The organism is Cytobacillus dafuensis (assembly GCF_007995155.1).
Lineage (GTDB): Bacteria > Bacillota > Bacilli > Bacillales > Cytobacillaceae > Cytobacillus > Cytobacillus dafuensis.
In genome coordinates this window covers 3,946,006-3,964,989 of the sequence record NZ_CP042593.1, presented here as the reverse complement: position 1 = coordinate 3,964,989, position 18,984 = coordinate 3,946,006, and the positions used below count along the sequence as shown (strand labels likewise).

At 37.5% G+C, this 18,984-nt stretch carries 19 protein-coding genes and 1 other annotated feature; of the genes, 8 read left to right on the top strand and 11 right to left on the bottom strand.

Translation table 11 applies throughout. From position 1 onward, the window contains the following. The first annotated feature begins 36 nt into the window (after positions 1–36). The 5 genes from ald to FSZ17_RS18935 all read left to right on the top strand — a co-directional run bounded on the left by ald (position 37) and on the right by FSZ17_RS18935 (position 4,899). Positions 37–1,152: an alanine dehydrogenase gene (gene ald / locus FSZ17_RS18955; protein ID WP_057773254.1), complete on the top strand. Its 1,116-nt coding sequence runs from the start codon at positions 37–39 to the stop codon at positions 1,150–1,152. A gap of 135 nt (positions 1,153–1,287) precedes the next feature. Beyond that, positions 1,288–1,505 (top strand) — a binding site (T-box leader). Positions 1,506–1,571: 66 nt separating this feature from the next. Continuing rightward, positions 1,572–3,002 carry a proline--tRNA ligase gene (gene proS / locus FSZ17_RS18950; protein WP_057773252.1) on the top strand — a complete coding sequence of 477 codons (1,431 nt, stop codon included), beginning with the start codon at positions 1,572–1,574 and terminating at the stop codon, positions 3,000–3,002. Between the two features lie 256 nt (positions 3,003–3,258). Then, positions 3,259–3,948: a sigma-70 family RNA polymerase sigma factor gene (locus tag FSZ17_RS18945; RefSeq protein ID WP_082625288.1), complete on the top strand. Its 690-nt coding sequence runs from the start codon at positions 3,259–3,261 to the stop codon at positions 3,946–3,948. 24 nt (positions 3,949–3,972) lie between these two features. Further along, positions 3,973–4,560, top strand: a complete 588-nt coding sequence (clpP, locus tag FSZ17_RS18940) for an ATP-dependent Clp endopeptidase proteolytic subunit ClpP (RefSeq protein WP_322107618.1) — start codon at positions 3,973–3,975, stop codon at positions 4,558–4,560. A 114-nt stretch (positions 4,561–4,674) separates the two neighbouring features. Next, entirely contained in the window at positions 4,675–4,899 is a 225-nt protein-coding gene (locus FSZ17_RS18935) for a hypothetical protein (RefSeq protein ID WP_057773248.1), read from the top strand. A gap of 413 nt (positions 4,900–5,312) precedes the next feature. Here FSZ17_RS18935 and FSZ17_RS18930 read toward each other — a convergent pair whose 3' ends face one another. Continuing rightward, positions 5,313–5,702, bottom strand: coding sequence for a YuzC family spore coat inner layer protein (locus FSZ17_RS18930; protein WP_057773247.1), 390 nt, complete (start codon positions 5,700–5,702; stop codon positions 5,313–5,315). A 146-nt stretch (positions 5,703–5,848) separates the two neighbouring features. Here FSZ17_RS18930 and FSZ17_RS18925 point away from each other — a divergent pair, with 146 nt between their 5' ends. Then, positions 5,849–6,232, top strand: coding sequence for a hotdog fold thioesterase (locus FSZ17_RS18925; protein WP_057773245.1), 384 nt, complete (start codon positions 5,849–5,851; stop codon positions 6,230–6,232). Positions 6,233–6,755: 523 nt separating this feature from the next. Here FSZ17_RS18925 and mnhG read toward each other — a convergent pair. The 9 genes from mnhG to FSZ17_RS18875 all read right to left on the bottom strand — a co-directional run bounded on the left by mnhG (position 6,756) and on the right by FSZ17_RS18875 (position 15,022). After that, complete coding sequence (mnhG, locus tag FSZ17_RS18915) at positions 6,756–7,112, bottom strand: monovalent cation/H(+) antiporter subunit G (RefSeq protein WP_057773243.1); 357 nt, start codon at positions 7,110–7,112, stop codon at positions 6,756–6,758. Continuing rightward, positions 7,096–7,380, bottom strand: a complete 285-nt coding sequence (locus FSZ17_RS18910; protein WP_057773241.1) for a Na(+)/H(+) antiporter subunit F1 — start codon at positions 7,378–7,380, stop codon at positions 7,096–7,098. Before FSZ17_RS18910 ends, mnhG begins: the two co-directional genes overlap by 17 nt. Beyond that, positions 7,380–7,856, bottom strand: coding sequence for a Na+/H+ antiporter subunit E (locus FSZ17_RS18905; protein WP_057773239.1), 477 nt, complete (start codon positions 7,854–7,856; stop codon positions 7,380–7,382). Before FSZ17_RS18905 ends, FSZ17_RS18910 begins: the two co-directional genes overlap by 1 nt. A gap of 5 nt (positions 7,857–7,861) precedes the next feature. Further along, positions 7,862–9,343 (bottom strand): Na+/H+ antiporter subunit D, encoded by a 1,482-nt coding sequence (locus FSZ17_RS18900; protein WP_057773237.1) that lies wholly within the window; start codon positions 9,341–9,343, stop codon positions 7,862–7,864. Further along, positions 9,336–9,677: a Na(+)/H(+) antiporter subunit C gene (locus FSZ17_RS18895; protein WP_057773234.1), complete on the bottom strand. Its 342-nt coding sequence runs from the start codon at positions 9,675–9,677 to the stop codon at positions 9,336–9,338. Before FSZ17_RS18895 ends, FSZ17_RS18900 begins: the two co-directional genes overlap by 8 nt. Then, entirely contained in the window at positions 9,677–10,099 is a 423-nt protein-coding gene (locus FSZ17_RS18890; RefSeq protein WP_057773233.1) for a Na(+)/H(+) antiporter subunit B, read from the bottom strand. Before FSZ17_RS18890 ends, FSZ17_RS18895 begins: the two co-directional genes overlap by 1 nt. Continuing rightward, positions 10,086–12,476, bottom strand: a complete 2,391-nt coding sequence (locus tag FSZ17_RS18885; RefSeq protein WP_057773231.1) for a Na+/H+ antiporter subunit A — start codon at positions 12,474–12,476, stop codon at positions 10,086–10,088. The genes FSZ17_RS18890 and FSZ17_RS18885 overlap by 14 nt, the downstream gene beginning before the upstream one ends. A gap of 450 nt (positions 12,477–12,926) precedes the next feature. Further along, the gene (locus FSZ17_RS18880; RefSeq protein WP_057773912.1) at positions 12,927–13,943 is read right to left on the bottom strand and encodes a DUF1646 family protein; all 1,017 of its coding nucleotides are present in this window, start codon (positions 13,941–13,943) and stop codon (positions 12,927–12,929) included. A gap of 497 nt (positions 13,944–14,440) precedes the next feature. After that, positions 14,441–15,022: a hypothetical protein gene (locus FSZ17_RS18875; protein ID WP_057773229.1), complete on the bottom strand. Its 582-nt coding sequence runs from the start codon at positions 15,020–15,022 to the stop codon at positions 14,441–14,443. A 600-nt stretch (positions 15,023–15,622) separates the two neighbouring features. On the opposite strand from FSZ17_RS18875, the gene FSZ17_RS18870 reads away from it, so the two are divergent. Further along, positions 15,623–16,180: a DUF5366 family protein gene (locus tag FSZ17_RS18870; RefSeq protein ID WP_057773227.1), complete on the top strand. Its 558-nt coding sequence runs from the start codon at positions 15,623–15,625 to the stop codon at positions 16,178–16,180. A 37-nt stretch (positions 16,181–16,217) separates the two neighbouring features. Here the strand turns inward: FSZ17_RS18870 and FSZ17_RS18865 are convergent, their stop codons facing one another. Then, entirely contained in the window at positions 16,218–18,095 is a 1,878-nt protein-coding gene (locus tag FSZ17_RS18865; protein WP_322107589.1) for a transglycosylase domain-containing protein, read from the bottom strand. A gap of 242 nt (positions 18,096–18,337) precedes the next feature. On the opposite strand from FSZ17_RS18865, the gene kapD reads away from it, so the two are divergent. Next, a complete protein-coding gene (gene kapD, locus FSZ17_RS18860) occupies positions 18,338–18,958 on the top strand; it encodes a 3'-5' exonuclease KapD (RefSeq protein ID WP_057773222.1) in 621 nt (206 codons plus the stop codon). Positions 18,959–18,984: the final 26 nt, after the last annotated feature.

Below are 18,984 nucleotides of genomic sequence, written 5' to 3'. Positions count from 1 at the left end.
AATAATTAGGAATAGTTTGGAAAGGGGATAATTGGAATGATCATTGGAGTACCTAAGGAAATAAAGAACAATGAAAACCGAGTAGCTGCGACCCCAGCTAGTGTGTATACACTTGTAAAAGCTGGGCATCAAGTTTTAGTTGAATCTGGTGCAGGTATTGGAAGCGGGTTCACAGACGAAAATTATAAAGAGGTTGGAGCAGAAATCGTTCCTACAGCTGCAGAAGCATGGGCAGCAGAAATGGTCATGAAGGTTAAAGAACCTCTTGAGTCTGAATATACATATTTCCGTGATGGATTAGTATTATTCACATACTTGCATTTAGCTGCAGAGCCTGAATTAGCAAAAGCATTAAAGGAGAAGGGTGTTACAGCTATTGCTTACGAAACGGTAGAAGTAAATCGTACATTGCCATTACTTACACCAATGAGTGAAGTAGCAGGCCGAATGGCAACTCAAATTGGCGCGCAATTCTTACAAAAAACAAATGGCGGAAAAGGCATTTTGCTAGCTGGAGTTCCAGGTGTTTCACGCGGAAAAGTAACCATTGTTGGTGGAGGAGTAGTTGGGATCAATGCTGCGAAAATGGCCATCGGTCTTGGTGCAGATGTAACAATCATTGACCTTAGTCCTGAACGTCTTCGTCAATTAGATGATATTTTCGGAAACAGCATTCAAACATTAATGTCAAATCCATTCAATATTGCACAAGCTGTGAAAGAAAGCGATTTAGTCATCGGTGCTGTTCTAATTCCTGGTGCAAAAGCACCGAAATTGGTTACAGAGGAAATGGTAAAGGAAATGGCTCCTGGCTCAGTTGTTATTGATGTGGCTGTCGACCAAGGTGGTATTTTTGAAACGGTTGACCATATTACAACTCATGATAATCCAACTTATGAAAAGCATGGAGTTGTTCATTACGCAGTGGCGAATATGCCTGGTGCTGTTCCAAGAACATCTACAATTGCTCTTACGAATGTAACCATTAATTATGCATTACAAATTGCTAATAAGGGTGTTAAGAAAGCAATTGAAGACAACCCATCCTTAAAGCTTGGCGTAAACGTATTGAATGGTCACATTACATACCAAGCAGTTGCTAGAGACCTTGGTTACGATTATGTTTCTGTTGAACAAGCATTTGAAAACTAATTCTAGAACAGCATGTTTATTTAACAAAAGCAAATAATAATTTCAATAGACGACTCTTTAACCAAATGGTAGAAGAGAAATTTACAAATTGTATTTGACATGACAAATAAATATGTATATAATTTTCCAAAAATAGTTTAAACATTGATGAGGATTAGTAAAGTGAAACTTGTTTATCTTAGAGAGGAGGCCATCTGCTGAAAGGCTTCTATAAACAGCCGCTTGAACCTGCCTCTGAGTTCTGTATCGGATGTTTTACTGAAGATACAAGCGGGTCCATATCCGTTATCATGATTCGAGTGTAAAGCCTTTGCTTTAAATTAGGGTGGTACCGCCATACTTTGGTCCCTAATTTTGAGCAGGGCTTTTTTTATAGCTATTTTTTTAAAAATTTTCATATAAAAATTGGGGTGTGAAAAATGGGAAAAGAATTTGTTAAAGATATTACAGCAATGGATGATGATTTTGCCCAGTGGTATACAGATGTCGTAACAAAGGCAGATTTAATCGATTACTCAAGTGTACGCGGATCGATGATCATCCGTCCATATGGATATGCACTTTGGGAAAACATAAAAACGGCATTGGATAATAGAATAAAAGCAACTGGCCATGAAAATGTTTATATGCCGCTATTTATTCCAGAAAGCCTTTTACAGAAGGAAAAGGATCATATTGAGGGCTTTGCTCCTGAGGTAGCATGGGTTACTCATGGGGGTTCAGAGGAGCTGACAGAGAGGTTATGTGTCAGACCTACTTCTGAAGTGCTTTTCTGTGAGCATTATAAAAATATTATTCACTCTTACCGAGATCTGCCAAAGCTATATAATCAATGGGCAAATGTCGTGAGATGGGAAAAGACAACAAGACCGTTCCTACGCACGCTCGAGTTTTTATGGCAGGAAGGACATACATGCCATGCAACAGATGAGGAAGCACATGAGGAAACGAAGAAAATGCTAGAGGTATATGCTGATGTTTGTGAGAATGTTCTTGCTATCCCTGTTGTAAAAGGACAAAAGACAGACAAAGAAAAGTTTGCTGGTGCAAAGTTTACGTATACAATTGAAAGCTTAATGCATGACGGAAAAGCTTTACAATCAGGAACTTCGCATCATTTAGGAGATGGATTTGCTAAAGCCTTTGGCATTCAATTTACAGATAAAGACGGGCAGCTCCAATATGTACAGCAAACATCATGGGGATTCACAACTCGTATCATTGGAGCCATGATCATGGTTCACGGGGATGATAGAGGTCTTGTCATTCCACCAAAAGCTGCTCCTACTCAAGTGATGATCGTGCCAATTGCTCAGCATAAAGAAGGAGTTTTAGACTTTGCCTATCAATTAAAAGAATCGTTATCCGCGATTGCGCGTGTGGATATCGATGCAAGCGATAAAAAGCCAGGCTGGAAATTCAATGAATATGAAATGAAAGGGGTTCCGCTTCGATTAGAGGTCGGGCCGAAGGATATTGAAAATAAGCAAGTCATTTTAGCAAGACGTGATACTGGGGAGAAGGTCATTGTCAGTATGGACCAATTAGAATCCCAAATTGAAATCATATTAGATGACATTCAACGTAATTTATTTGCTAAAGCGAAGGAGCTTCGTGAACAAAAAACATATTCTGCTACTACTTTTGATGAACTTAAAGATATTTTTACGAATAAAACAGGTTTCGTTAAAGCGATGTGGTGCGGGGACAGAGAGTGCGAGGATCAAATAAAAGAGGAAACAAGTGCAACATCTAGATGTATTCCATTTGAACAAGATTCTATTTCGAGAGAATGTGTTTGCTGTGGCCGCGAAGCAGATCAGCTAGTTTATTGGGCTAAAGCTTACTAAAAAAAGGAAAGTTTAATTTGTTTAAATTGTTTAAGTGATTTTGATATATATAAACATCTTTTAAGAAAAACTAAGGCCATTGAAAAAAGGCCTTAGTTTTTTTGGCTAGTGTATAAATAAACTTGTTTAATCGGTAAAATTATAAAGAACAGAATAAATTTTTTGAAATAAAAATATTAATAAATCATTTTACCCCGTATCTTTTTGGACTTCTGCTTCGTTTTACAAATAGGAAGGTGTTAAAGGAGTGAAGGAAATGTTCAGTAAGCTTAGTAAAGGGAGCAAGCAGAGCGAGGAATCAAATGAGAATGTATTTATTGAATTGTATCCTGGGCTACAGCGATATTGCCGCTTTCTTTCCAAAAATAAATGGGATGGAGAAGATATCGCTCAAGAAACGATTTTAAAAGCAATTCAGCATTATCAAAGTAACAATAAAATAAATGCTGCTTTATTAAATAAAATTGCCTATCATCATTGGATAGATACAGTTCGTAAACGAAAGTATGAAACCATTGAGGAATCTCCTGCTTTAAGCACATTTGAAGATAAGAGCCTTATAGAAACAGTTGAAAAATTAACACAGCAATTCACACCGAAACAAGCAGTAATTTTCACCTTAAAAGAGGCATTTCATTATAAAACGAGTGAAATAGCCGAATTGATAGGCATTTCAGAAACAGCTGTGAAAAGCAACCTGTACCGAGCGAAAAAGAGGCTCATACAAGATGATTCCTTTGATGTAGGACCTTTTTGGAGTGAGGAAGAGCGTGTCTTGTTAACTGAGCTCTTCTACGAATCATTAAGGACACAGGATCCTTCTCGCTTGTTAAAAATGCTCCCGGTTATTAGCTCTCTAGCAAGAAAAGCTCAAGCAATTCAGCTTGATATGCGAACAACAAAAAGTCCATTTACTCCTTCAACCACCTTCTCTATGGCAGCATAGCCTTGTTAAAACGAAGAGGAGGAAATCAGTATGAATACGATACCTTATGTAATTGAACAATCAGGCCGTGGTGAACGTTCGTATGATATTTACTCTCGTCTATTGAAAGATCGTATCATCATGATTGGGGATGAAATTAATGATCATCTGGCAAATAATGTGGTTGCACAATTATTATTTTTAGCTGCTGAAGACCCTGATAAAGATATCTCACTGTATATCAATAGCCCTGGTGGCTCCACTTCGGCTGGATTTGCAATCTTCGATACAATGCAATTTATAAAGCCTGACGTGAGAACAATATGTACGGGGATGGCTGCATCATTTGGAGCAATGCTTCTTCTTGCTGGAACGAAGGGAAAGCGTTATGCGTTACCGAATAGTGAGATTATGATCCACCAGCCCCTTGGAGGAGTGCGCGGGCAAGCAACAGAAATTGAAATCTCCGCACGCCGTATTTTAAAACTTAAAGATCATATTAATCAAATTATCTCTGAACGCACTGGACAGCCTGTAGAAAAAGTATCCAAAGATTCAGACCGCGACTACTTTATGAATGCAGAAGAAGCAAAGGAATACGGAATCATTGACGACATTTTGGTTCCGAAGTGATTTTGGCTATCAATGTAATTTGGTTGGAAATGGTATTTCTACTGTAAGCCCACTCAAAACCTCCCGAAATTGCATATGAAGTAGTGTAGGCAAAATATTAGGAGGTTGCTCATTATGTATTATTACAGAGGAAGACCCCATCCTGGAGATGAGAGATTCTTTTTCGGTGCTCCATTTTTAGGTGGTTTATTTGGCGGCTTACTTGGAGGGGCTGTTGGAAGTGCCCTGTTTGCTCGCCCATTTCCAGTCCCATATCCGTATCCTTATCCGGCTTTTCCACCATATTCTCCATATGGACCCGGGTTTGGTCCATACGGTTATGGACAACCGTTTTATTAAATCTATTGTAGATTTTTGTAGAAGAATAATTTAACAAAGAGCCAACAGATTTTATGACATATTGAGTGATCGTCATAAAATCTGTTGGCTGCTTTTTTATTTGTCTAACTCTAGCACCTAGCCCCTCGAGGTCATAAGTCATGCCGGCAAGAAGGTTAAAGAACAACCTTCTCACCGCCCTGCCTTATGCTTGTCGGGGCTGAACGAGGCGCTTCCGCTTTTCTATTTGTCTAGCTCCAGGCGCCATCGGCTCGAGGTCATAAGCCAATCCGTCACAAAGGTTAAAGAGCAACCTTTATGCCGGCTCGTTTTATGCTTGTCGGACTTGCACAGGATGTGCTGACATCGACGTTCGCCACAGGGATGTGGCGGTATTTAGTCGAGGTTCCACTGTGGAGGCGCTTCCGCTTTTCTTATTGCCATCTTAAATTTAATTTTAAACTACAGCATTCTTGGTATTTATCACCTGATTCAAAAGTTAGGATAAGACCATCAGGAGTATACTTAACGTCAGGGACTAGGACTACTCCTGTTGATTTAATCATATTTTCGATTTTTTTTTGGTCGGCTGCTTGTGCCGAACTCATTAATTCTAATGAAAAGCGTCTTGAACCAGCCATTTTTGCTAATAATAGGCTTGCATCATTCATGAGGTTTTTCATGTTTTTCGCAGAAACCATAAACTTCCCCGGATCAATTGGAGGATATTGCCGATAGCTTAATTGCTGATAATAAGGAAAGTAAGGATCATAAGAATCATTATAATGTTGTTGATAGTTTTGGTAATAATAATGGGGCATCAAGGAAATAATCCCCTTTCTAAATTAATTTCTTTTAACATGATTTTATTGTATGCAAAGTGGGCTTTCTGTGTGTTGGATCTACACTATATTAATGGGTTAGAACTCTGTTATAGTAGGATTAATAACGTAGAAAGGGGAAAACGGAATTGAACTTAAAAAATACACTTATCGAAGCTCTTGGGATGGAGATTATTTCACTTGAAAAAGGTAAGGTCATTGCGACAATGCCTGTAGATGAACAGACTCGGCAGCCATTTGGCCTATTGCACGGAGGAGCATCAGTTGCACTAGCAGAAACAGTTGCAAGTATTGGTGCTTACGAGCTGGTCGATAAAGAAAAGGAATCGGTTGCAGGACTTGAGATAAATGCCAACCATATTAGAGGAAAACGGGATGGCATGGTTACTGCAATTGCAACTGTGCTTCATCAAGGGAGAACAACAATGGTATGGGATATAAAGATTGTGGATGAAGAAGAGAAATTAATCTGTGTATCAAGATGTACGATGGCTGTACTAAAAATTAAATAGGCTGTGCTAAAGCTCAGTGTTGAAAATGCTATTTTGTTGTTGATTGGAGCGGAAGGCGCGAGATCCTCGAAAATGCATTCGCATTTCCTTCGTGCGGTGTTTATTCGTGGAAGATTATTCAACTTCCTGCGGGAAAAGCGAGTCATAGGAAGACCCCGCAGGAGCGATAGCGACGAGGAGGCTTCCGGACCGCCCGCGGAAAGCGAGTGCTTGCAGCGGAAATCAACAAGGAAATTAAACATAGCCTAAATAAAAAATAGGAAGGACTGGTTCTGATTGTAAAAGGGAGCAGTCCTTTTTTGCTATTAGGAAATAATAAGTGTATGAACGAGCAAAAAAATTAAGTATTTGCTAAAAATATCGCAAAAGAAAGATTAATTGTTTCTTTTTAAACGATATATCAGTCACTTTTTCATTATATCGGTCAAAGAGAAAAAGCCTGAGGGGCATGCCAATCAAAAAGTCATTCAATAGAAGGATCAGACTTTTTCTGCATACCTCACAGGCATAGATAATCATTTGATTAATTTTTCTTTTTACTCTTTGCTGCTAATTTCAAATCGTCCTGGACACTTTTATTCCAAAGCTTAACACCAGAGTTGTAGGCAGCGCGGCTAATGAGGTGGCCTGCAACTGGTGAGGTTATAAAGATAAAGACAATTCCGAGTAGAACGCTAGAGTCGAAATGCCCTTTCTCAACATAAAAGTAAAGAAAAGTCCCAAGTAATATCGACATGACCCCTAAGGTGGCTGATTTAGATGCAGCATGGTTTCTTGTATAAACGTCAGGGAATTTAAGGACTCCAAAGGCAGCTACAAGGCTTAAAAATGCTCCAATAATGATAAATAGAACAATGATTATATTAATTATCCCGATCATGATCAAAAATAACCCCCTTTTCCAAATATTTGGAGAAGGCAACTGTGCCGATAAATGAGAGAATTCCGAGAAGCAAAATAATCACTAAAAATGCGTTTGTTTTTAGTAATATCGACGTTAAAGCAACGATAGCAATTAGGTTGATGCCAATAGCATCTAGGGCAACCACTCGATCTGGAATGGAAGGTCCTTTAATGACCCGATATAATAAGGCAAGTATCGCAACCGATATAGCAAATATGGCTATAAGTACGACTGTTTCAATCATTATCGGCTCACCTCCATTATGGCTTTTTCGAATGAATCCTTTATCGCTATTATCGCATCCTCTACATCATCAATATCAATTGCGTGAATATATAGAAGCTTATTATCCTCTGATACATCAACAACAAGTGTTCCTGGTGTCAACGTGATTAAGTTTGCTAAGATCGTTATTTCCCAATCCTTCTCTAGCACAGTTGGCAAAGCAAAAATGCCAGGTCGAATATCGAGCTTTGGTTTCAATACAAGCTTGATTACCGAAATATTCGAGAGGATTAGCTCTTTAATGAAGAGGAGAACGAGATTAATAGCAGCTATCACTCTTAAAAGGTAAAAGCGGGACTGAAAAAATCTTCTGAAAGAAAAAATTATAACTAGCCCGAGAAAATATCCCTTTAAAAATGTAACTGGTTCGTATGACACCGTGAAAAACATCCATAAAAACCCGAGAAATACATTTAACAATATTTGAAATGCCATACTCACTACTCCTTTAAGACTGCTTCAATGTAGATACTTGGGTTACTAAGTGTTTCTGCAGCCTGTGAGATATATGGTAGTACAAATTCTGATCCAGCTCCATAAAGGACAGAAATGATTACGAGGATAACCGGTGCAACTAATAGCTTACGCACTGGAACAGCCTCTTCTTCCTTATAGGCCTGTGGAGTACCCCAAAACCCTTTAATAAATATTTTCATGATGGAAAACAATACGAGAAGGCTCGACATTAAAACAATACCTGCTCCCCAATAATGCTCTTCCTTGAATCCTTCTTGAACAATTAAAAGCTTGCCGATAAATCCACTTAACGGAGGAATTCCCGCTAATGCTAATGCAGCGATAAAAAATGTCCAGCCAAGGCCAGGATAACGTTTGATCAATCCGCTAATTTTCCTTAGGTCACTTGTTCCGGTAATGGCAATAACAATCCCGATTAGCAGGAAGAGTGCAGCCTTTATGATCATGTCATGGATGAGGTAGCTCACGGAACCAGTTAATGATTCAGGGGTCATAATGGCGACACCGAATAAAATAACTCCAACTGCCACAATAATATTATAGATGACAATTTTTTTAATATTTGAATAAGCAATCGCACCAATGACACCAACAATAATGGTTATTATGGCTAGAATACCAAGAAGCTGATGAGTATAGTCTTTATCATCTAAGAAAAATAAAGTGTATGTTCGCATAATGGAATACACACCTACTTTGGTCAGCAACGCTCCAAACAATGCCAAAATTGGAGCAGGTGGGGCATAATAGGAGCCCGGCATCCAAAAATATAATGGAAAAATAGCGCCCTTTAATCCGAATACGATTAAAAATAACACAGCAATAACCGTAACGATGCCTGATTCGCCAATTTCACTTAACCGAACGGAAATATGTGCCATATTCAGAGTTCCAACAACTGAATATAAATAGGCAACTGTAATAACAAAAAGAGCAGAAGAAATAACATTCACTAAAATGTATTTAAGCGACTCCCTTAATTGAATTTTTGATCCTCCATGAACAAGTAAAACATAGGAGGACATGAGTAAAACCTCAAAAAATACAAATAGGTTGAAAATATCACCAGTTGTAAAAGCACCAATAACCCCAACAGCCAGGAAGTTCATTGCTGAATAATAGTAAAATCTCTCTTGCTCTTTTGAAATGGTTTTAAATGAAAAAATGACACAAGTAAAAAGAATGATGCTTGTTGTTAAAACAAGTAAAGCAGAAAGCATGTCCGACACTAAGGTAATCCCAAAAGGAGCTTGCCAGCTGGATACATCAAGTGTTTGGATTCCATCGACTCTAACTTTTTGAACGAGCAATGCAGAAACAATGATCGTAATGAAGCTTGAGATACCAGCAATCCAACGTGAAAGTGAAACGTTTTTGGCAAAGAAGATTAAAAGGATCCCTGTCAGAAAAGGAATAAGTATCGGCAGTATCAAAAAGTTAATCATTTCCTTCAGTCCCTCTCAATCTTTCCATATTGTCTGTTCCTAACTCTTGATAAGCGCGATAGGCAAGCACTAAGAAAAAGGCAGTGACCCCAAAGCTAATAACGATGGCTGTCAGGATTAAAGCTTGCGGAATGGGGTCTGTATAGGCGCTTGCTTTCTCATCAAGTAATGGAACCGTTCCTCTTTTTAATCCACCCATTGTGAGTATAAGAAGATGGGCACCATGGCTAAGTAATCCTGTTCCAACAATGATGCGCAGTAAACTTTTTGAAAGCATTAAATAGGTGGCAGACATAAACAAAATGCCAATGACAAATGCCATAACTATTTCCATTATTCATCTCCTCCTATCGTTTGAATAATGGTCATCGTTACACCGACAACAACTAAGAATACTCCAAGGTCAAATATTGTAGCTGTATGAAGCGAAGTTTCCCCAAGTATCGGTAAATACACATCACCGAAAGCATGAGTAAGGAAAGGCACATTAAAGAATAAAGCTCCTGCTGCTGTTCCTCCGGCAAAAAGGAGTCCAGTGGCAGTCATATAAATATAATTAATCGGCAAAATCTCTGCGACAGTTTTCATGTCAAAAGCTAATAATAGCAAAACAATTGCTCCTGACGTTAATAATCCGCCGACGAATCCTCCACCAGGTGTATAATGCCCTCTGAAAAAAATGAATATAGAGAAAAGAATAATGATGAACAAAACAACTTTAGTCGTTGTTTGCAGGATAATATCATTTGTTTTCATTTTTCCTTCCTCCATTCATTTTTAATTTGATCATCGTGAAAATTCCAAGTGCAGCAATGGATAATACAGTTATTTCAAACAATGTATCAAATCCACGGAAGTCAACAAGGATGACGTTAACCATGTTCTTGCCAGCTGCTTTTTCATAAGTGTTTTCCACATAATACTGAGCAATCGAATCAAACATTTTATTACTGTGTGCAGATAAGGCAATGACAGTCACGATTGCCCCGACACCTATAGAAATTAATAAATTTGTCATTTTGAACCTAATTCGTTCTTCGTTCTTACTGTTTTTAGGCAAGTGATAGAAGCATAGCAGGAACAAAGCGACAGAAATCGTCTCAATGACTAGCTGTGTTAAGGCTAAATCCGGTGCACGGAACAAGACGAAGAATAGCGATACCGTGTACCCTACTGAGCCTAGAAGGATGATAGAAGTCAAACGAGACTTTGCAAACAAGATGCTAATGGATGCAACGACAATGGCAAGTGATAGGAGTATCTCGTAAAAACCGACGGATGAAATATTACTCGTATCCATTTTGAATGCATCTTTTACAGCAATGGTAGACGCAAGTATCACAATGAAAAATGAAAAGATATAAACAAGATACGTACGAATGGATCCATTCATATAGCTGCTTGTAAATTGCTTAGAAATACTCTGTGCAAATTCTAAACTTCCATCATACAAACGGTTTAGCGTCAGTTTTTTAGGGAAAAGATCATACACTTTTCTCCACTTCGGAAGGGAAATAAATAATAAAATTCCTAAAGCAATCACACCGATTGTCATGAATAATTCAGGTGTAAAGCCATGCCAGAAAGAAATATGAACATCGGCAGTATTTCCCGGCATAATCGCATTTATTGCCGGTGCAATCATACGATTAGAGAGAATATTAGGGAAGAGGCCGAAGATAATGACAAGTGAAGCAAGAATAATGGGTGAAATTAACATCCCAATGGGTGCTTCATGTGGCTTTTTCTCCAGCTTCTCTGGCTGGAATTTACCAGTAAATGTTTTAAACACTAAAATCATACTGTAAAGGAATGTGAAAACACTAGCAAGCCAAGCAATGACAGGGAAGAGAAGCCCCCATGTCTCGAAACTAAAGATATCCAAATCAAGAACGTGGAGCATGCCGGCGAAAAACATTTCTTTACTTAAGAAGCCGTTAAACGGCGGCAAACCAGCCATTGAAAATGTTCCAATAATGGCTAAAGTAAAGGTTATTGGCATAAAATTCATTAATCCGCCAAGCTTGCGAATATCTCGAGTACCGGTTTCGTGATCAACAATCCCTACTACCATAAATAGACTTCCTTTAAAGGTAGCATGGTTGATTAAGTGGAAGACGGCTGCTGTTATAGCTGCCGCATATACACTTTTCTCAATACCATCAAAATGAAGGGCAGCAGCACCAATCCCAAGAAGGGACATAATCATCCCAAGCTGACTAATGGTTGAGTATGCAAGTATGGCCTTTAAATCTGTTTGTTTAACAGCATTAAAGGAACCCCAGAAAAGCGTGACAATCCCAAATCCAGCTACAAGCCATAACCAAAGCCCTTCCGCAGCGAACACTGGGCTCATCCTAGCAACTAAATAGATTCCCGCTTTAACCATAGTTGCTGAGTGCAGATAAGCACTAACTGGTGTAGGTGCTTCCATCGCATCTGGCAGCCAGATATGGAAAGGAAATTGCGCAGACTTCGTAAATGCACCTATTAAAAAGCATAATAAGGCAGGTATAAAAAGGGTATGGTCTGAAATAGCTGGCACGATTTCCATGATTTCAGAAATATTGAATGAGCCCGTCATAATATAGAGGAGAATGATTCCTCCAAGCATAGATAATCCACCGAAAACGGTAATAATCATAGATTTTTGAGCACCATATCTTGATTTTTCTTTATGATACCAATACCCAATTAATAGGAATGAAGAAAAACTAGTAAATTCCCAAAACATATACAGGACAATCAAGTTATCTGATAAAACAACTCCAAGCATTGCCCCCATGAATAGTAATAAGTATACATAGAAGGTGTTGAGTTTTTCTTTATCCTTTGACAAATAATAAACGGAATATAAAACTACTAATGAACCAATTCCTGTAATAAGTAGGGCGAATAATAGACTGAGCCCATCTATTTTTGCTATGAAATCAATCCCAAGAAAAGGGATCCATGGAACTGATTTTGTTATTGGCTCCTGTATGGATAAAAATGATAGAAAATAGCTAAATAAGAGGATTGGTAATGGAAGAACGAACCAACCCGTATGAATTTGTCTAAAGGTCTTGTACAAAATAGGTACAAGGATTGCAAGTAAAAATGGTGATATTATTGCCAAGTGAAGCAAAGACAAAACATGACCCCCTTCATTTTCTATAACTCAAATATATGAATAAAAATGAGAGCTACTTTTTATTATGTTCTTTATTGAATTAAGTGTATTCACAATGGAATAAAGCTTCATTATTGGTTTGAATGACAATTGCCTACTAAAGGAGCAGCGATAGTAGAGCGCCAGATTTTAGTTAATGGGAATGTTTAGGTTTATTAGTGAACAAAAGTGGATGTGTAGCTTCAATAATGTTTCTACAAAAAAGAACGCCTAAGTAAAACTTTGGCTTTCGCCGAAAGACCTAGCGAAAGTTGATTTTTTCAAAAATTGAAATAACTTTCTGCTCGGGGTATCTTATTAATAGTGGCGAGGGCTTTCAAAGCCGTAATAAAAGGATGGCGTAATCCTTACCATTTGAATATGGTAAGGGTTTCGTCACCCTTTTTTCCTGTCTATTTATTTTCCTTCGATTTAGCCAATAACAAGAATGACAATAAAATAAGCTACCATTGTAATCAAACCAACTGGAACGCCAAAACGCGCCCACTCTTTGCTTGTAATATTCAATTTTCCAGCAGAAATAATATTAGGAATATTTCCTGGAATAAGCATTCCGCCGCTAATTAGAAGTCCAAGTAAAATAGCCTTTATTGTTGCACTATCCATAGCAGGGCTAATTTCTGCAGCAGCGAGAGTTGCGTTATCCAATATAGCAGAGATCATATTTATCCAATAAAGAACAAGTGGGCTAAGTCCTAATAAATATTCTTCAATAAATGGTTCAAAGCCAGCACCTAATAAAGTTAACCCCATGACAAAAAGATAGATTTTAAATGCGCGGATAATAATTTCTTTATAGCTTTCCTTTTCAAGAGAAGAAGTTAATCCATCAGCGCCTTTTTGCGGATTAATAATGATAGCTGAAAGTATCCCAAAAATAAGTATAGCGATGATAACATCAGCACCAATTAGCCTAAATAAGTAGAAAAAGTCTGCATTTAATTTGCTTATTGCAATAGTTGAAAGCGGTTCCCCAATTGGCGTTAAAGCTGCACCAAGTCCAATTGAAAAACAGGCTAATACAACAAGGCGGACTTCTGATTTACGGTCAAGACGTATGACACTAACAATAACAACAAGAACAATAGCTGCTATGATCGCAGTGATCATGCTAGAAATTAATCCAAGGACGATAACAACAAGTGCCAAAAATAAGCGAAACGGCATCATATTGCTCAATCCAAGAATCCCTTTTTCTATTGGGCTTTGGCACCATCTAAATAATAATCCAGCTATTAAAACGGCAAGAGTAATATGAATGGGGTCTTCGAGAGCTTTAATCATTAAATCGCCAGTCAAAACTTGACTGATTGTCGCTGCAGCTAACCCCATAATAAACAAGAATGCTTCTAAATTGTGTTCCACTGCTTTTACAGTGAACGGCAAAAATAGAACCAATATTAAGACAATTGTTAATCCTAGTATCATGAAAATTTCAGCCCTTTTCCCTAGTAATATCACCGTGTATACGGATAAATGAACCATAGGGTGAGGATAAGAACAGAAAAAAAGCTCATCCATGGTCATTCTCATTTTATATTATATCATGAATATTTAGTTTTTCTGCATAGATTTAGCTTTTATCTATTTTTGAGAAGTAATTATTAAATAGGTAGAAACATGTATAAAAGAGTGAAAAAATTTTTAAAAAAACCCTTTTATTTTGGAATAAAAGGGATGAAATTGAGGGAAAACTGGCATCTTCTTATCTTTACACTGGTGAAATTTTCATATGATATTTATTATTTTCCATTATCTTTTTTATTAGAAAAGGTGAATTTTTATACGATTAGTTGATTATTAACCGGGGCATATTCAGAAGTGATGTTTGAAGGAATGCGATTTAGAAATGTATTGGATCCTGGAGATATGTGAGACTGAAGACAGTCATGTGAAAGAGGATGAGTTTGGCTCATCCTCTTGCCTTATTCTTGTAAATATATATTGATGATAGAACTTCTTCCTTTATTGTGAAAAACCATAATTAAGATTGGTACGGTGATTAGAAAGGAGATGATAAAAAGCAACAATATTTCGGAGAACAGAGAGAGCTTCTTATTGATATCGTCTTTATAAGTATCAAAGAAGGTTTTTACTTCAGGATTAGAAAAAACTTGACTAGATGTCAAAACTTCTTTCTTATCTAGATCATAATAGTAGAAGTCTGCTTTTTTAAATATAAACATGCTATCGCGCTGCTGTTCAAGTTCTATAAATGCCACCGTTATGTTAGAGCTATACTCTTCAATTTTTTCTTCGTTTTCTTCTGTTTTAGGATCATCTGTCTTTAATACCTTCATAACATTTCCTTGAAAATAAATGTCATCAATAATTTTGGCTGAATTTGGATAATAATAGTTTACTGAGCTTTTTAAATGATCCTCTAACGCTTTTAAGAATTCAGACTGCAAAGTAGGATCTAAGGTTTTTCCTTGAAATGAAGCCGGTTTCATCATGAAGAATAATGCTAAAACCATACAGAAAGCTAAAGCAATCAGTTTTTTCATTCGCTTTCCTCTCTTTTCGATTTTATTATCCTGCCAGTTGTGGAAGGATTGAAATTCCCCACTAAAACTCAACTTTACTGTATATTATGACTGCTTCATGCTCATACTCCTTTCTAAAAGAAATGACACAATAAATCTAGTACTAAATCTATGCTATGAAACTTAGAAATATACAAATCATAGACATTTCTAATGTAATGTGCTTTTTCTAAAGTCTTACTTTATCGCAGATTATCGGGCAGTAAGACCCCCACTTCAAGGATTCGCGTATACAAAGAAGAGTAAGTGGGGGTCTTACTGCCCGTAAAGGCCCGTAAAATGAACACAGACTAAAAGCGCCACATCGTGTGGCAACGTCTGCGTGACCCACTTCCTGTGGGCCGCAACTAACCATCAGTGGGGGATGAAGGCCAACTAAGAACGCCACGTCCTGTGGCAACGTCGGCACTAGCACGTCCTGTGCGTCGAAAAACCCCCACTGATGGAAGTTTCACTTTATTCTTGCTATTGTCTAAAAAGATGGAATCCGTGATAATGGAGAAGTTAATATTAGATTTTCCTAATAATTCCTAAGGAAATAAGAAGGCGAATGGGGTATAAATGAAAAACACATATTTTACGAGTTATTTTCCTCTCCTTTCCATTATTTTGTTTAGCTTATCACTCTCTGTTAAGGTTGAAAATCTTTTGCTTGATTTTTTGAAGGAAAATGGGATATATGTCGGTATGCTCGAGTTTTTTTCCGAGGGCGGCATTAAGCTATCATTGCTAGTTCTTCTATTGCTCATATTTTTTATGGTGTTTGCTGCATTAAAGCTGATTGCAAATACGATTAACGAGTTATCCCTTCTTTTCTTTTCAAAGGACTCTGAGGGGGAAATCTTAAAGCAAATTCGAAGTGGGGCTTCTATATATTTTATTGGAAGTGCGCTGTCTTTAATAAGTATGAATAGCTTTATAGGAATTGGAATCATTTTTGCGGCAACGACAGTTGTTTATTTTATGTATTTTGTTCACAAGGTGAGTAATTCCCTTTCCATAAGCGGTCTTATAGGAATTATCTTTTTCCAAGTGCTGATTTGGTCAACTTTAATCACAGGTGTTATTTTTCTTGTTATTAAAGTGTATAACAGTATTATGGCGAGCTTGCCTATATAATTTGGTATTAAAATAGGGAATGGTCTATGACCATTCCCTATTTTAATAGTTTTAACATAATATCCTTCCAAATTAGCTGTTGCGGGGCGGATGACTCAATGGAGGCCATATTTTCTGGTTTATCCTTTCCTACCCAAACTCCTGCCGTATATTGATCGGTGAGTCCGATAAACCAGTAGTCCTTATAATCATTAGTCGTTCCTGTTTTTCCGCCTGCATATCCAGAAGGTAATTGAGCTTTCTGGGCAGTACCAGCTTGAACAGTTTTTCTCATTAAATGATTAATTTTATCGGTCGTTTCTTTGCTCCATATTTGAACAGGCGTATCATTCCAGCTGTAGAGAAGCTCTCCATTTTGATTCGTCACTTTTTGGATTGCTCTTGAGGGCTGATACAGACCATCATTTGCAAACACCGTATAGGCTGATGTTAACTCAAGTGGTGTCATACCACTTGAAAATCCTCCAATTGCAGCAGCAAGTGAATAATCACTTGAAGAAACCTTGCTAAATTGAAAGTTTGATAGATCATGGAACCCATTCTCAATCCCAATTGAATCTAAGATTCGTACTGCTGGTGTGTTATAGGAGTGAATAAATGCTTGTTCGATCGATACCATTCCATAACTTGCTCCACCATAGTTTTGTGGGCAATAGCCGTTCTTGCAAAAGGAATTCGCACTAATTTTTTTTCCTAATGAAGCATGAGTGCGTTCAAGATAAGGAGCATACACAAGCAGCGGCTTGATGGCTGAACCTGGCTGCCTATAGGCTTGATAGGCTCTATTGAAATCATATTTTTTATACTGTTTTCCTCCAACAAGAGCAATAAGCTGATGACTAGAATGATCAATAACGGCTACAGATCCCTCAACTTCTTTATAGGGTAATCTTTGAACAGTTGCTGATTTTGCTACTGTTTGTATGCTTGGTTCAAGAGCGGTTTCGATTATGATCCCTGATGCCATTACCTCTTCAAATCTTTTATCAAGTTCAGCTTCAACCTTTTCTTTTTCTTGCTTTGATTTAGCTGCAAGTCGTTTTTTTTCAAAGCCATCCTGTTGACTAATTAGATCTTTTAGCTCAGCTTCAACATAAGTTGCATAATCAGGAAATAAATCAATCCGTTTATTATTTTTTAAATGAATGGGCTCTTTTTTTATGTTTTCTGCTTCTTCTGGTCCTAGGTATTGTTTCTGTGTTAATTGATCAATAAGCCTTTCCTGCCGTTCCTTTGTATGCTTGAAGTTTTTGAACGGATCATAAAGAGTGGGGTTATTTGGAATTGCAGCCAAGAATGCCAGCTCTGCTTTTGAAAGCTCACTCGTCTGCTTTTGAAAATAAGTTCTTGCAGCAGCCTCAATTCCGTAAGCACCATTTTGAAAATAGATTGTATTAATATATAGCTCAAGAATTTCCTCTTTTGAATAATAGCGTTCAATTTCATAGGCATATAGAAGCTCACTTAGCTTGCGATTATAGGTTTTTTCATTGTTTAAGTATAGGTTTCTTGCAAGCTGCTGGGTTATGGTGCTGGCACCCTGCTCAATACCATTAGATTTCATATTAATAGCAAGCGCCCGGCCGATTGATGACAAGTCAAAACCGGAATGTTCATAAAAATGCTGATCCTCTGAAATAATGAATAATTCTTTTAGAAAGGATGGGATTTGCTCCGATTCAAGATTCACTCTGTTTTGAGGACGGTGGATTTCTGAAACAATGGAGCCATCCCTTGCCTTGATATAGCTCGTTTGTGGCAAAGAAATTTCTTTTAATTGGATCTTTTCTTCTAATACAGAATGAAAGCTTTGTACTTCATTTATTTCTGACCCCGTTTTCAAAATAAGGATCAAAAAGACGGGAAGCAAAGCAGCGATGATGAAATATCCAGCGAATGTACGCAATTGCCCCACTTTCCTTTCTTTTTGAAGATTTAGTTATAGAAATGTCTAGCTCCAATTTACAAGAAGTATTAGTGTCGTCTCGTCTTTCACTTTTCTGCCTATACGTATTTTATCGTAGTTTTTTTCATTGGTTTTAGAACATAAATAAAAATCCATTCAAAAGCAAATTTACACAGAAAAATTAAAATATTCCATGTTATAATAATATAAGTCATTATGTGCGTAAATCATTTTTGAAAGAAGGTGTAATGATGGGGAATGAGCTTCGGTATTTGTTTATCGATTTTGAATTTACGATGCCTGAGAAGGGAAAACGGTCTAAAGGCTTTTATCCAGAGATTATTGAAGCTGGAATCGTTTCTGTGGCAAATGATCGTATATGTGATCAGTTTTCCTCCTATGTTTCTCCGGTTCGTTTCCCGAAATTAACAGAACGCTGCAAAGCATTTCTTCATATATCACAGGAGCAGGTAGATCAAGGAATTTCCTTTCATGAGTTGGTTAATAAAATGAAAGAAATGAGCGGAAATCAATCGTGCTCCATTATTACATGGGGAAATATGGATATGAGGGTATTAAGGAATAATTGTCAACAGGCTGGACTTCCATTTCCATTTAAGGGGAAAGAAGTGGACTTCTCCATGGAGTATAAAAGGTTCTTTGGAGATCAGAATCAAACTGGCTTATGGAAGGCTGTCCAGGAATACGGAAAGGAAGGTACTGGAAAACATCATCGTGCTCTAGATGATGCCATGACCACTTATAATATATTTCGGCTAGTGGAGAAGGATAAAAGATATCTAGAAAGGCCAGAGCCTACGACAATTGGGGACCGAGTTGATTTTTCAAAACTTTTGAATAAATTCGCATAGAAAAGCCAAATCGTATTTCAAGCGAT